Origin of the sequence: Mucilaginibacter sp. NFR10, from assembly GCF_900100445.1 — a bacterium.
Lineage (GTDB): Bacteria > Bacteroidota > Bacteroidia > Sphingobacteriales > Sphingobacteriaceae > Mucilaginibacter > Mucilaginibacter rubeus.
The window spans coordinates 323397-337773 of sequence record NZ_FMTV01000001.1 but is presented as its reverse complement, the minus strand read 5'-3'; the positions used below and the strand labels follow the sequence as shown (position 1 = coordinate 337773).

At 44.2% G+C, this 14377-nt stretch carries 8 protein-coding genes; 7 read left to right on the top strand and 1 reads right to left on the bottom strand.

Translation table 11 applies throughout. The features are described from left to right. The first annotated feature begins 92 nt into the window (after positions 1-92). From BLP33_RS01505 to BLP33_RS01475, 7 genes are all read left to right on the top strand, one after another. Positions 93-3410: a SusC/RagA family TonB-linked outer membrane protein gene (locus BLP33_RS01505; protein ID WP_090526156.1), complete on the top strand. Its 3318-nt coding sequence runs from the start codon at positions 93-95 to the stop codon at positions 3408-3410. A gap of 26 nt (positions 3411-3436) precedes the next feature. After that, a complete protein-coding gene (locus BLP33_RS01500) occupies positions 3437-5347 on the top strand; it encodes a RagB/SusD family nutrient uptake outer membrane protein (protein ID WP_090524123.1) in 1911 nt (636 codons plus the stop codon). A gap of 43 nt (positions 5348-5390) precedes the next feature. Beyond that, positions 5391-6629 (top strand): DUF5000 domain-containing lipoprotein, encoded by a 1239-nt coding sequence (locus BLP33_RS01495; RefSeq protein ID WP_175489891.1) that lies wholly within the window; start codon positions 5391-5393, stop codon positions 6627-6629. A gap of 27 nt (positions 6630-6656) precedes the next feature. Continuing rightward, positions 6657-7886, top strand: a complete 1230-nt coding sequence (locus tag BLP33_RS01490) for a DUF4998 domain-containing protein (RefSeq protein ID WP_090524121.1) — start codon at positions 6657-6659, stop codon at positions 7884-7886. 95 nt (positions 7887-7981) lie between these two features. Next, positions 7982-9289, top strand: coding sequence for an alpha-L-fucosidase (locus BLP33_RS01485; RefSeq protein ID WP_090524119.1), 1308 nt, complete (start codon positions 7982-7984; stop codon positions 9287-9289). A 31-nt stretch (positions 9290-9320) separates the two neighbouring features. Next, positions 9321-11660, top strand: a complete 2340-nt coding sequence (locus BLP33_RS01480; RefSeq protein ID WP_090526154.1) for a glycoside hydrolase family 95 protein — start codon at positions 9321-9323, stop codon at positions 11658-11660. A 158-nt stretch (positions 11661-11818) separates the two neighbouring features. Then, positions 11819-13891: an alpha-amylase family protein gene (locus BLP33_RS01475; protein ID WP_217633092.1), complete on the top strand. Its 2073-nt coding sequence runs from the start codon at positions 11819-11821 to the stop codon at positions 13889-13891. A 79-nt stretch (positions 13892-13970) separates the two neighbouring features. Here BLP33_RS01475 and BLP33_RS27295 read toward each other — a convergent pair whose 3' ends face one another. Next, complete coding sequence (locus tag BLP33_RS27295; RefSeq protein ID WP_175489890.1) at positions 13971-14144, bottom strand: hypothetical protein; 174 nt, start codon at positions 14142-14144, stop codon at positions 13971-13973. Positions 14145-14377 lie beyond the last annotated feature (233 nt).

Below are 14377 nucleotides of genomic sequence, written 5' to 3'. Positions count from 1 at the left end.
CCTTTTACCATCTGCGCATTTAAATGGCACTTAAAACAAATAAACCCATCAACCAAATCTCAAAAACAAAAAACCATTATCAAACCAATTTTATGAAAGAATTTTACCTACGGATCAAAACCCGGCGGGAGCTTAGACGGTCTCATAAGTCTGCACCGGGTTTTTATTGCTTTGTATTATTATTGCTGAGCTTTATTTGCTCAGCGCAATTTACACACGCGCAAAGTAAAGTAACCATTACCGGCCTCGTGACCGACACACTGGGCGGTAAAATTGCAGGCGCCAACATTGTGGCTATCAACCGCAAAAACCTGGGCACTACTACCGACATTAACGGCAAGTTTGTGATAGATGCCGAGCCCGGTACTATCCTTAAAGTATCGTACGTAACTTTTATTGATCAAACCTTCACCGTTTCAGCCGGTAAGCTGGTAGTAAATATTGTGCTTAAAGAGTCCAAACGCGGCCTCGAAGAAGTTGTGGTATTGGCCTACGGCAAAAAAGAACGAAAAGAAGCCGTAGTAGGTTCGGTAACAACCGTTAAACCGGCCGATCTGAAAATACCTGCCAGTAACTTAACCAATGCACTTGCCGGACAGGTTGCAGGGATCATCGCCTTTCAGCCAAGCGGCCAGCCAGGGCAGGATAATTCCAGTTTCTTTATCCGCGGTGTAACCACTTTTGGTTACAAAAAAGATCCGCTTATTTTGATAGATAACGTTGAACTTTCCACAACCGACCTTGCCCGCCTGCAGGTTGATGATATCGCCAGCTTTTCGATATTGAAAGATGCAAGTGCTACTGCACTTTATGGTGCCCGCGGTGCAAACGGTGTAATTTTGGTAAGCACCAAAGAAGGTAAGGTTGGTAAGGCCAAGATCAACGCACGTGTGGAAAATTCCATATCACAATCGGCCAAAACACTGCAGCTTGCCGACCCAATCACCTACATGAAGTTGTTTAACGAAGCCACCATCACCCGCGATCCGTTAAGCCCGCTCCCCTTCTCTCAAAATAAAATATTAAATACAGAAGCCACCATACGCGGCGACGCAGGCAGCAACAAGTATGTTTATCCCGCTGTCGATTGGCTGGATATGCTTTTCAAAAAACGCACAGCTACCCAGCGTGCCGATATGAGCGTAAGCGGCGGCGGCGATGTGGCCCGTTACTATGTATCAGGCTCATATAATGTTGACCATGGTATTTTGAGGCAGGATATTGCCAACAATAACAACAACAACGTAAAGTTTGAAAACTACCAGCTGCGCTCAAACGTTAATATCAACTTAAGTAAAAGCACCGAGCTTATTGTAAGGCTTGCCGGTTCATTCAATGAGTATAATGGCCCTCTTACTGCCGATGCTTCATTCTCGACCGACCTTTATAACGTTGCCGTACACACCAGCCCGGTATTGTTCCCGGCATATTTCCCTGCCGATTCGGCCAACCGCAATGTTAAGCACATACTGTTTGGTAACGCAGCACCTGCCAACGCAGGCTCAGCATCAAACGCCATTGCATACAACAACCCATATGCTGCATTGCTACGTGGCCATAAAAATTATTCAGAATCAAGGTTATCTGCCCAGTTGGAGTTAAATCAGAAACTGAATTTCATAACCGACGGGCTTAACTTTCATGGCTTATTTCATACCAACAGGTATTCATACTTTCAGTCGCAAATGGGGTATTCGCCATTTTACTATAATGTGAATACGTATGATAAGGCCTCTAACCAGTACACCTTAACGTGGCTTAACCCACAGCCAACCGGCAATAACGTAGCCACCGAGTATTTGAGCTATTACCGCGACCCAAGCACTGATAACCTGAATACCTACATCTATTTTCAGGGTGTATTGGATTATAATCACGCCTTTGGCGATCATAATGTGAGCGCATCATTGATTGGTACGCGCCAGCAAACAGTTTATTCAGCAGCTAAAGATCCGGTACTTGACAGGCCAACCCTTCAATATTCGTTGCCTTACCGCAACTTAACCCTTGCAGGCCGCGCTACTTATTCATTTAAAAGCCGCTATTTTCTGGAATTTAACTTTGGGTATAACGGCACCGAGCGCTTTTCGGCCAATCACAGGTTTGGTTTCTTCCCTACCATTGGCGGTTCATGGATCGTATCCGACGAAAAATTCTGGGGACAGGGACTTTATGATGTTATCTCCCGCATGAAGGTGAGGGCCAGCTATGGTTTAGTAGGTAATGATGCCATCGGTTCACAACGTTTCTTCTTCCTTTCGGATGTTAATCTTAACGGCGGCAATCCTGCCTACTTCGGTACCTTTAACGGTTACAGGCGCGAGGGCGTTTACATTAACAACTACGAAAACCCTAACGTAACCTGGGAAACATCGCGCCAGCTAAATCTTGGCCTGGAGTTCACCATGTTTAAAAACCTCAATGTAGTAGCCGAGGTTTATAAATACCATCGCTATAATATTCTTCAAACACGCAGTTCGCTGCCAACAACACTGGGTCTTGAGGCACTTGACCAATATGGAAACCCAAATGTTACTGCCAACATAGGCACGGCCGATACAAAAGGTATTGACCTTCAAATGGACTATAAAGCTGCTATAAATAAAGATGTTTGGCTGCAGGGCCGCGGCAACTTTACCCTGGCAAGCAGCAAATATGGCAACTATGAAGAACCTCAGTATAAGGAAGCTTATCGTTACCACAAAGGCCAGGAAATAAACAGGCAGTACGGTTACATTGCCGAACGTTTATTTGTTGACGATAATGAAGCCAGAAACTCCCCTTCGCAGATTTTTTCAACCAACGGCATTTCTCCGGGTGGTGGCGATATCAAATACCGCGACTTAAACGGCGACGGTAAAATTGACGGCGCCGATCAAACTTTTATTGGCTATCCAACAGTGCCTGAAATTGTATATGGCTACGGCTTATCAGCAGGGATCAAAAACTTTGACATTTCCTGCTTTTTCCAGGGCCAGGCGCGTGTATCGTTCTTTATCGATCCGAGCCGTACCAGTCCGTTTATTCAAAGCCCCGATCCATATATCTACGGCAATACACAGTTGATCAAAGCTTTTGCCGATAGTCACTGGAGCGAAGAAAATCAGGATTTATATGCTACCTATCCAAGGTTAGGCGTAACCGGCAATCAAATAGAAAACAACCGCCAAAACAGTACCTGGTGGATGCGCGACGGTAGTTTCCTGAGGCTTAAATCGGTGGAGATTGGTTACTCATTACCGCCATCCATTTTAAAACGCTTAAATGTAACCAAATGCCGCATCTACTTTAACGGTCTTAACCTGTATACCTGGAGCGCCTTTAAACTCTGGGACCCCGAACTTGGCGGTAATGGCTTTGCCTACCCAATACAAAAGGTGTTCAACTTAGGCATCAACGTTAACCTATAATTTTTTACAGATCAATACTTAGTATTATGAAACAATATTATAAACTTTTATTACTGGTAGGGCTTCTGGTTTCGGGCGCATCATGTAAAAAATATCTTGATGTAACACCAGATAATACCGGTACCCTCGAATACGCATTCAGGAACCGTAACGAGGCCGAAAACTACCTGTTTACCTGCTACGCAACCTTACAGCAGTTTTATGACCCCACTTCAAACATTGGTTTCACCACATCATCGGAGATCATTTATCCCAACAACCTCACCAACCACCCGCTTAATGAAAATGGCTTTAGCCTTATCCGTGGCACGCAAAACAGCGCAAGCCCAGGCGTGAACTGGTGGGATGGTGAAAATGGCGGGCAGGCATTGTTCCGTTCTATCCGCAGGTGTAACATCATGCTTGAAAACATTGACAAACCTATTGACCTTTCACCAGCTGAAAAAGCAAGGTGGATAGCCGAGGTAAAGTTCCTTAAAGCATATTACCATTATTACCTGTGCCGCTTGTATGGGCCGGTACCACTGGTAAAAACCAATATCGATATTACGGCCAGCACCGAAGAGGTAAGGGTAAAACGCTCGCCGGTTGATTCGGTATTTAACTATTGCGTACAATTACTGGATGAGGCTATTCCAGATTTGCCGCCGGTTATCACCAACCAGGCAAAAGAGCTTGGCCGCATTACCCAGCTAACCGCTTTATCAATTAAAGCCGAAATGTTAGCCACTCAGGCCAGTCCCCTTTTCAACGGCAACCCGGACTACGCCAGCATGAAAAACAAAGATGGCCAGCCTTTATTTTCAAGTACTGCCGACCCGCAAAAATGGAAACGTGCCGCCGATGCCTGTAAAGCTGCCATTGATGCCTGCGAAGCCAACGGGCTTAAACTTTACACCTTTGTCGCACCACCTACAGTTGGTTCCCTTTCAGATCAATTGCGTAACGAGCTAACCATCCAAAACGCCGTTACCGAAAAATGGGATGTAAACCCCGAACTGATCTGGGCATTAAACCCAACGTTCCCATGCCAGGGTTATGCTACACCAAGGCTAACGCCAAAATCAGCGGTTAACATTTTCTCGAACCCCTCAACATTTGCCGTTCCGATTTCAACACAGGAGCTTTTTTACACAGCTAACGGTGTACCTTTAACCGAGGATAAAAATTATGATTATACCAACCGTTTTGCACTGAAAACAGCAGGCGACGCCGATAAATACTACATAGCTCAGGGTTATACAACCATTAATGAGCACTATGGCCGCGAAAGCCGCTTTTATGCCAATATCGCTTTTGATGGTAGTATCTGGTATGGCAACGGCATTTACAACCAGGACCAGGCTTACCATGTTGAGGCTCGCGGTTCGGGATCATTGGCAGGTCCAAAAGATTTGAACACGCTAAACATCACCGGCTATTGGCCAAAAAAGCTGGCCAATTACCTTTCAGTTTATGATGATGGTTTTCAGCCAATTGAATTTCACTTGCCGCTGATGAGACTTGCCGGTTTATATCTTTTATATGCCGAAACCCTGAACGAAGCGAACGGCCCAACTGCCGACGCCTACAACTATATTGATAAAGTAAGGGCAAGAGCAGGTTTAAAAGGTGTGTTGGAGTCATGGTCAACCTATTCAAAAACTCCGGGCAAGCCAACAACTAAAGAAGGTTTACGTGACATCATACATCGCGAGCGCCGCATTGAGTTGTGTTTTGAGGCGCAAAGCGGATGGGACCTTCGCCGCTGGAAAGAGATTCAGGGCGTATTGAGTGTACCGCTACAGGGCTGGAATATATATGAATCCGAAGCCGGCAACTATTACAGGCTGCATACCGTGTTAACGCCGGTTTTCGGGCTAAAAAACTATTTCTGGCCTATAAAGGATAATGATCTGATCGTTAACAACAACCTGGTACAAACCACCTACTGGTAGCCTTCATCAACCTAAATGAATTAATTCAACATAGATAAGAATTATGAAACGCATTAAAAATTATTCGATAACAGCGCTGGTGCTTGCAGCAGCGTTGTTTATGGCGTGCTTAAATTCATGCAAAAAAAACGACGGGTACGTTAAAGAGGTTTCGACCGATATGAGCAAGCCTGCCGTGGTTACCAACGTAAAAGTTAAAAACTTTAACGGCGGTGCTTATATTACCTACGATTTGCCAAACTCAGATAACCTGCTATACGTGCAGGCCGAGTACCGCATCAATGATAAAACTACACGCCAAACTAAATCGAGCTATTACTCAGATACCGTTACGGTTGATGGCTTTGCCAAAAGCCAGGAATATGAGGTAACACTTTACTCGGTGAGCCGGGCTAACGTAAAGTCAGATCCGCTTGTAGTTAAAGTACACCCAGATACGCCTTTTTACAAGCTCATCAAACCAACATTAACTATCACATCTGATTTTGGCGGCGTAAACATCAAAGCTATGAACCCCGACCAAAAGGACATTGGTGTAATTTTATTGGCCTTTGATAAATCAACCCAGGCATTGGAGGTTGTCGATCAGCATTATACCAAGGTTGATACCATTAATTACTCTATAAGAGGCTATCCGGCGGTATCACAAAAATTTGGTGTATACGTAACTGATAAATTTGGCAATATATCTGATACTACCATTGTAAACATCACCCCGATATTTGAAACGATACTTGATAAGAGCAAGTTTTCGGTATACAAAACCCCTACTGATAGCCCTACAGCTTATGGTTGGGAAGTGCCTTACCTATGGGATAACAAAACCGACGGCTACTCAAACGGCTGGCACACAGCTCCCGGAGCACCGGCGCCAATACAAGTTACCTTTAGTCTTGGTGTATCGGCACAGTTAAGCCGTTTTGTTTTATGGGAAAGGCCCGATCAATATGCTTACGCACACGGTAACCCTAAAGATTTCAGCATCTGGGGATCAAACGTCAACGCACCGCAGGATGTAAGGCTCCCTGATTATGCTCCTGTAGGAACTGTAGTTGGCGACTGGGTTAACATCGGGAACTACCATTACCCAAATCCGCCATCTGGCCTTACACCGGGCTTTACCAATGCTGCCGACGCTGCTTTTGTTGCCGCGGGAGTAAACTTTAATATTCCTCCGGGTTCAACGCCTATTAAATACTTCCGCTTTATGGTGCATGACACATGGTCAAACGGTGACTTTGCCCACATGATGGAACTTTCAATTTATGGTAACCCACAATAGGTATTAACTCATTTAGATTAAACGAACATGAAAAATATTGTCAGAATAGCTGCTTTCTGTTTGCTTGGATACCTGTTGTATGGTTGCAGCAAGCAAGACACACAGTTTGAATCATACTTAAACGGTCATGAAGTTAAGTATCCGGGCACAGTAACCAATGCCCACTCCCGTCCCGGAAATTTACGTGCCGCCCTTACCTGGAACCCAAGCTCCGATCCCAGCATAACCCGTTACGTGATATACTGGAACAATAAGGCCGATTCAATCATTTACAATTCCACCAACCACAATACGTCGGATAGTTTAACGGTTGTTATACCAAACCTGAACGAATACATTTATTCGTTCACTGTTTTCTCGTACGATGCCAAAGGCAACCGCTCTATTCCGCTTGATATCAACAATGTAAGAGTTTATGGGCCTATTTATCAATCGGGCTTAGCAAACAGGGGGTATAATGTTACCAATCCATATGGAATCAGTGCCGATGGAAAGCTTACCCTTAATTTCCTAAAAGTTGATACCAGTACCCATAATGTGTTCACAAACATAAAATACACCAATAAAGCCGGTAAAGAAAGTTTTGGAAAACTTAGCGCCGATAGCATGTCGGTTACCCTGGCAGACTATAAGGCGGATACGAAGATCCAATTCATCTCGGCCTTTAAACCAACGGCAAATGCTCTTGACACCTTTTATGTAGCTAACTATGAGGATTTCCCAACCATTAATTCTGTTGCTGTTTGCGATAAAAAGCTTTTCAAAAAAGTATATCTACCTAACGATGCTAAGCCTTATGAAGGAGATACTGATATCGACAGACTCTGGGATGGCAGTACAGGGCCGCAGGGCTTTCCTAACATTTTCCATAGCGATGGCAATGGCCCGTTGCCGGTAGTTATTACTTTTGATATGGGTGCGGTTTACAAGGGCCTTGTAGCTATTGAAGAAACAGGCCGCAACTGCTGTCATAATCCCGATGATTTTGAAGTATGGGGCATAGCGGATATTACCAACGCTGCTACTACCCTAAAAGCTAATGATGCGGGCTGGACTGCAGAGGCAACCGCCAAAGGCTGGAAACTGCTTAAAGAGGTTAAAAGGACCGACGACGGCAGCGCACCGTTAAAGGTAAACTTCGATCCTAATCCGCCGCCGGTACGTTACATCCGTATCAGGATCAAACACAACTCAAACAACGAAGGCAATTACACCAATATGAGTGAGCTTACCTTCTGGAATAACGCACTACTATAATAACACCCCAATGACCGGGCTGCCTGGCGGCCTGGTCATATTTTAAAAAGTATAAAGACCAAGACCTCTATAATGTTCACCCCAAAAATTCCGCAATGAAAAAACCGGCAATTATTCTCCTTTACCTGTTTTCTGTAATCAAACTCAGCTTTGCTCAGCAAACTGCATCTGTAAAAACGCCCAAAGCGGTTTTGGATGATTTTATGACCAAACGCTTCGGCATGTTTGTACACTTCGGCCCGGTAACTTTACGCGGCACCGAAATTGGCTGGAGCCGCAACAAAGAAGTAGCGCAGGATAATTATGATAACCTGTACAAGGAGTTTAACCCGGTTTTATTTAATGCCGATGCTATCGTAAAAGCAGCTAAGGATGCAGGCATGAAATACCTGGTGATTACGGCAAAACACCATGATGGCTTTGCTTTATGGCCATCCGCTTTTACTGATTATAACATCAGCAAAACACCATATAAACGCGATATAGTTGCCGAACTGGCTACGGCCTGCAAAAAACAGGGTATCCTGTTTTGCATCTATCATACCGTGCTCGACTGGCACGACCCTAACTACCCTATCCATAACCCTTACGATTCGGCAAAGAATGTTAAGGGCGATATGGTAGCTTTTAAAACGCAAATGAAGAATGAGTTGAAAGAACTCATCACCAAATACCACCCTTACCTGCTTTGGTTTGATGGTTACTGGGAAAAGCCCTGGACCGCCGCCGACGGGCAGGAGATTTACAAATTCATCAAAAGTGTTGATCCAAACGTTATTGTGAACAACCGATTAGGCAAAGAAAGCGAAAAACTGAACGATCAGTCAGTAGGTGATTACCTAACCCCCGAGCAGCGCATCGGTCAGCTGAATATGAATGAGCCATGGGAAAGCTGTATCACCATTTGCCAGCAATGGGCATGGAAACCTAATGATAAAATGAAAACCGCGCAGGAGTGTATCCAAACACTGGTAAAAACAGCCGCCGGTAATGGCAACCTGCTATTAAATGTTGGACCTATGCCTGATGGCCGCATTGAAGTGAGGCAAGTTGAAACATTACGGCAAATGGGCTTATGGTTAAAAAAATACGGTGAAAGCATTTATGGTACCAAAGGCGGGCCCATTGCCCCTAATGATAACTATGCTGTTACACGCAAGGGAAACAAGATCTATTTGCACATATTTCAGAAAAAAGGTGATAAAATTGTGCTGCCTAACCTGCCGGGCATTAACATAACCAATGCTTATGTGCTGGGCGGGACCAAAGTAAATTATAAACCGGATGCCACAGGCTATATCATTGATTTGCCACAAACCTTACCCGATGCAAACAGCAATGTTATAGTATTGGAACTGAACAAAAACGCCGAAGAAATACCTGTAATTGCCGCAGGTAAATAAAATTAAAACAGAAAACCTAATTAACATAAACATGCTAAAAAGAACGACTCTGCTAATAACTGTAATGATAACAGGTATTGCAACGTTTACTCACGCACAAACAAAACAATTAAAACTTTGGTATAAGCAGCCTGCGCAGCGCTGGGAAGAAACCGTTGCGCTTGGTAACGGCCGCCTGGGGATGATGCCTGATGGTGGTGTTACTGCCGAAAAAGTAGTGTTGAATGATATCACCATGTGGTCGGGTTCGTCGCAGGATGCCAATAACTACGAAGCTTATAAAAAACTGCCCGAAATAAGAAGCCTGCTTGCCGCCGGTAAAAATGTGGAAGCGCAAGCCATTATCGATAAATCATTTGTATGCACGGGAAAAGGATCAGGTGGGGTACCTTTCGGTTGCTTCCAGATGCTTGGCGACCTTAACCTGAACTACCAATACAAGGGCATTGAGGGCAAAGACATAAAATACGATAACTACGAGCGCGAGCTATCATTAAATAACGCGCTTGCCAAAACTACTTACCAGGTAAACGGTGTCACTTACAAACGTGAGTACTTTACCAGTTTTGGTAATGATGTAGATGTGATAAAACTAAGCGCCGACAAGCCGGGAATGCTTAACCTGAGCATTAATATCAGTCGCCCGGAACGTGGGGCTACCAGTACAGCAGGTAACGAGCTTGATCTTATCGGCCAGTTGGATAATGGTACCGACGGCAAAGGCGTAGCTTACAAAGCAAGGGTAAAGGCGCAACTAACCGGCGGTTCATTAAGCAGCACCCCTACTTCGCTGGTTATTAAAGACGCTACTGAGGTGATCATTTACGTATCAGCAGGTACGGATTTTAAAAATCCGAAATACCTTAGCAAAATAGACGGTGCGCTGAAGTCCGCTATGAAAAGCCCTTATGCTTCGGAAAAACAGCAGCATATCGCCAACTTTCAAAATCTATTTAACAGGGTGAACGTTGATCTTGGCACTTCAGAGGCCGAAAAATTAACAACAGACCAACGACTTATCGCTTTTCGCAACAACCCTGACGCCGATAAAAGTCTGCCGGTTCTGTTTTACCAGTTTGGCCGCTATTTGAGCATCTGCAGCACCCGTGTAGGCCTGTTGCCACCCAACCTGCAAGGTTTATGGGCTAACGAAGTGCACACCCCGTGGAACGGCGATTATCACCTGGATATTAACATTGAAATGAACCAATGGCCGGTTGAGGTTTCTAACCTGTCAGAATTGAACCTTCCCCTTGCCGACCTGGTTAAAGGGATGGTGCCACATGGCGAAAAAACAGCCAAAGCCTATTACAATGCCGATGGTTGGGTAGCACATGTAATTACCAACCCCTGGGGCTTTACAGAACCGGGCGAAAGTGCCTCATGGGGCGTTTGTAAAGTTGGTTCGGGCTGGTTATGTGACAACCTGTGGCAGCATTATGATTTTACGGGTGATAAAAACTACCTGAAACAAATTTACCCAATACTGAAAGGTGCAGCACAGTTTTACAACAGTATGCTGATCAGCGATGCTAAAACTGGCTGGCTGGTTACCTCACCTTCCTCATCGCCCGAAAATAGTTTTTATCTGCCCGATGGTACGCATGCCAGCATTTGCGTAGGCCCAACTATTGATAACCAGATCATCCGCCAGTTGTTCAACAATGTAATAACAGCAAGCAAAGTATTGGGCAAAGACGAGGCATTCAGCAAAACACTGGCTGCTAAAGTGAAAAAGCTCCCGCCCCCGGGTGTTATATCTAAGGATGGGCGCATCCAGGAATGGCTGGAGGATTATAAAGAAACCGAACCGCAGCATCGCCACGTATCACACCTGTATGGTTTATTTCCGGCATCTCAGATTACACCAGAAGCTACACCCGCACTTGCCGAAGCCGCTAAAAAAACATTGGAAGTACGTGGCGACGACGGCCCAAGCTGGTCTATCGCCTACAAAATATTGTGGTGGGCACGTTTGCATGACGGAAACCGCACTTACAAACTATTTAAAGAGTTGATGAAGCCAACCATCAAAACCGATATTAACTACGGTGCAGGCGGCGGCGTATACCCTAATTTGCTATCAGCCGGCCCGCCGTTCCAGATCGACGGTAACTTTGGCGCGACAGCAGGTATTGCTGAAATGCTGATCCAGAGCCATGCAGGGTTTATTGATTTTATTCCTTCTATCCCTGATGCATGGAAAGCACAGGGCGAGGTTAAAGGTCTTAAGGCCCGCGGTAATTTTACCGTAGATATGAAATGGAAAGATGGTAAAGTAACCTCTTATAAAGTAACCTCACCTACTCCGCGTACGGTTAAAATAAAAGTTAACGGACAGATCAAAAGCATAATGGCCGTTAAAGCTTAATAATAGCTTATAAACAAATAAGGCATCCTTTTCAGGGTGTCTTATCTATACAAATTGTTCTTTATTAAGCCGTATTGTAAAGAATGCTATTTGACTTAATTACAATAATTGCATACCATAAATAAAATGTAATTTACACATTTAATAACCTAAAATTCATGCAAAAATTCCTTACACATTTTATAATTGCTGTGCAATTGTCCGGCTTGCTTTGTGTTTGGCAGCCGGCAATTGTTTCGGCATCAACCCGAATCATTACTATCCAGCCAACACCGAAAGGGAATATATCGTTTTCATACGGTACCTCTGGCACTATTAATTATGATCAAAAAACCGGCACTTTTTCTGTTATCGAAAATGGAAAAACTGTACTTGGTAATTGCTATAGCAAAGCCGGCATCAACGGAAAACTTATTACTTCAACAGCGTACAAAAACGTTGCTTATACTAAAGCCTTAATAACCGATGGTTTTGGCAAAGGCGTAAAACATACTTTCACCCTAAGCGGCAATAATTTGCCAAACATGATGCAGGTGTTTTATACTTATCCATCGCACAAAGGCTATTTTTTTGTCGAACTTTATGTTGAGGGCAAAAACCTGAAAACAAATTACATGGAGCCGATAGCCGGTAATATATCGGCCATACCCAGCGATGCCCGCTCTCTCTTTGTACCTTTTGATAACGATACCTTCATTAGCTACGATTCCAAAGTGTTTAAAGCCCCGCTTACCAATACCAGTGCAGAAGTAGGAACTGTTTTTGATAACAGTAGTCGCAAAGGCCTGGTGTTTGGATCTGTTGAGCATGAAACCTGGAAAACAGGCGTGCGTACCGTTGCCAAAAAAGATAGCGCCAACACCTTTGAAATATGGGGTGGTTATACAGAAGACGCCGTAAACCGCGATAAAATTGCTCATGGTTATATCAGCGGCAATACAGTTAAATCGCCTAAGGTATTAGTGGGCTGGTTTGCCGACTGGCGCAATGGTATGGAAGAATTTGGTAAAGCCAACCGCATTGCCGAACCACCTTACATTTTTAACTGGACAAAACCTACTCCTGTTGGCTGGAACAGTTGGGGCGTTATGCAGGAAAAACTCAACTACGATAAAGCTATTAAAGTAGCCAACTTTTTTGCCGATAGCATCCCTGCATTTCGCAACGGCAATACCGCGTTTATTGATCTCGATTCGTTTTGGGATAATATGATAAGCGGTGGCTGGGAAGGTGACTTTGGCAAGCTGAAATCATTTGCCGACTACTGTAAATCAAAAGGCTTACAACCTGGTGTGTATTGGGCCCCATTTACCGACTGGGGCTGGAAAGGTGGCCCGGACCGCAAAGTTTTAGGCAGTAACTATACCTATGGCGAAACATGGACAAAAGTTGGCGACAGCTATCACGACATCGACGGTGCCCGCGCAACCGATCCAACCCATCCGGGCACCTTACAACATATTGACTATGTAATTGGCAAACTAAAAGCCTGTGGTTTTAAAATGATCAAGATTGACTTTTTAGGCCATGCGGCAGCCGAGTCAAGCCATTTTTATGATCCCAAAATCACCACCGGTATGCAAGCCTATAAAAAAGGAATGGAACACCTGGTTGACCAGTTGGGTGATCAGATGCTGGTTTATGCGGCCATTTCCCCCAGCCTGGCAACCGGGCGTTATGCGCATATGAGGCGCATTGCATGCGATGCTTTTAAAACTGTAAAAGATACCCGCTATACCCTCAACAGCGTAAATTACGGCTGGTGGCAAACTTACCTATATAATTACATTGATGCCGACCATGTTGTACTTTCAACCGAAAGCGAGGGCGCAAACAGGGCAAGGATGCTCTCGGCAGTTGTTACCGGCACGTTTATAACCGGTGATGATTTTTCGACACATGGGCAATGGAGTGACAGAGCAAAAGCTATGTACCAGAATCCTGAGATTTTGAAAATTGTCCAAAATGGAAAAGCTTTCTGGCCGGTTGAAGGTAACACCGCAACAGGTACAACCGAACAGTTTACACAAAAAATTGGCAATAGCTTTTACCTGGCTCTGTTTAATTATGGTGAAACTGATAAAGTTTACACTATCGACCCGAAAAGAGTTGGTATGGAGGCCGAAAAAGCAGCAAATGCGAAATCGTTACTGCAAGGCACTAACGTAAACACAAAAAACGTTTTAGTGAAAGCAGGAGATGCTGAATTATTAAAATTTGAATTGAATTAACAAACACTGCAAAGGCGCCGGCAACAGATTCCCCTTTAATCGCCGGACGCCTTTTGAGGGATGAAACCCTGTATCGTTTTTAACTGTTCAATTTAGCTAATTTTGCCCGTTTGCATGCAAGCGGGCATTTTGATTTTTTTGCGTTCATGCAGCATTTGTTTTTGTGTTTAACGCTCGCAATGTTAGTCTTTTCTATCTGGAGCGAAGTAAAAAACAATCCGCCGGTAACGGCCAGTATGGTAAAAAATTTCATAGCAGTAGGTTTTAACATAAAAGACGATCTTTTTTTGCGAATGTTACAGCAAGGAAGGCAAATGTTGATTTTCGCATATTTTTTTAACAGGACCATCATTTAATGTCATTTTTATGTTCTCCTCATCCTCCTACCCTCAAAAACAAAAAGTCAGTGACCTCGCGTTACTGACTTTTTCATTAACTATTAACTGACCAAATATCCTTAACAAAAAACTATCTGGTACTGCAAAC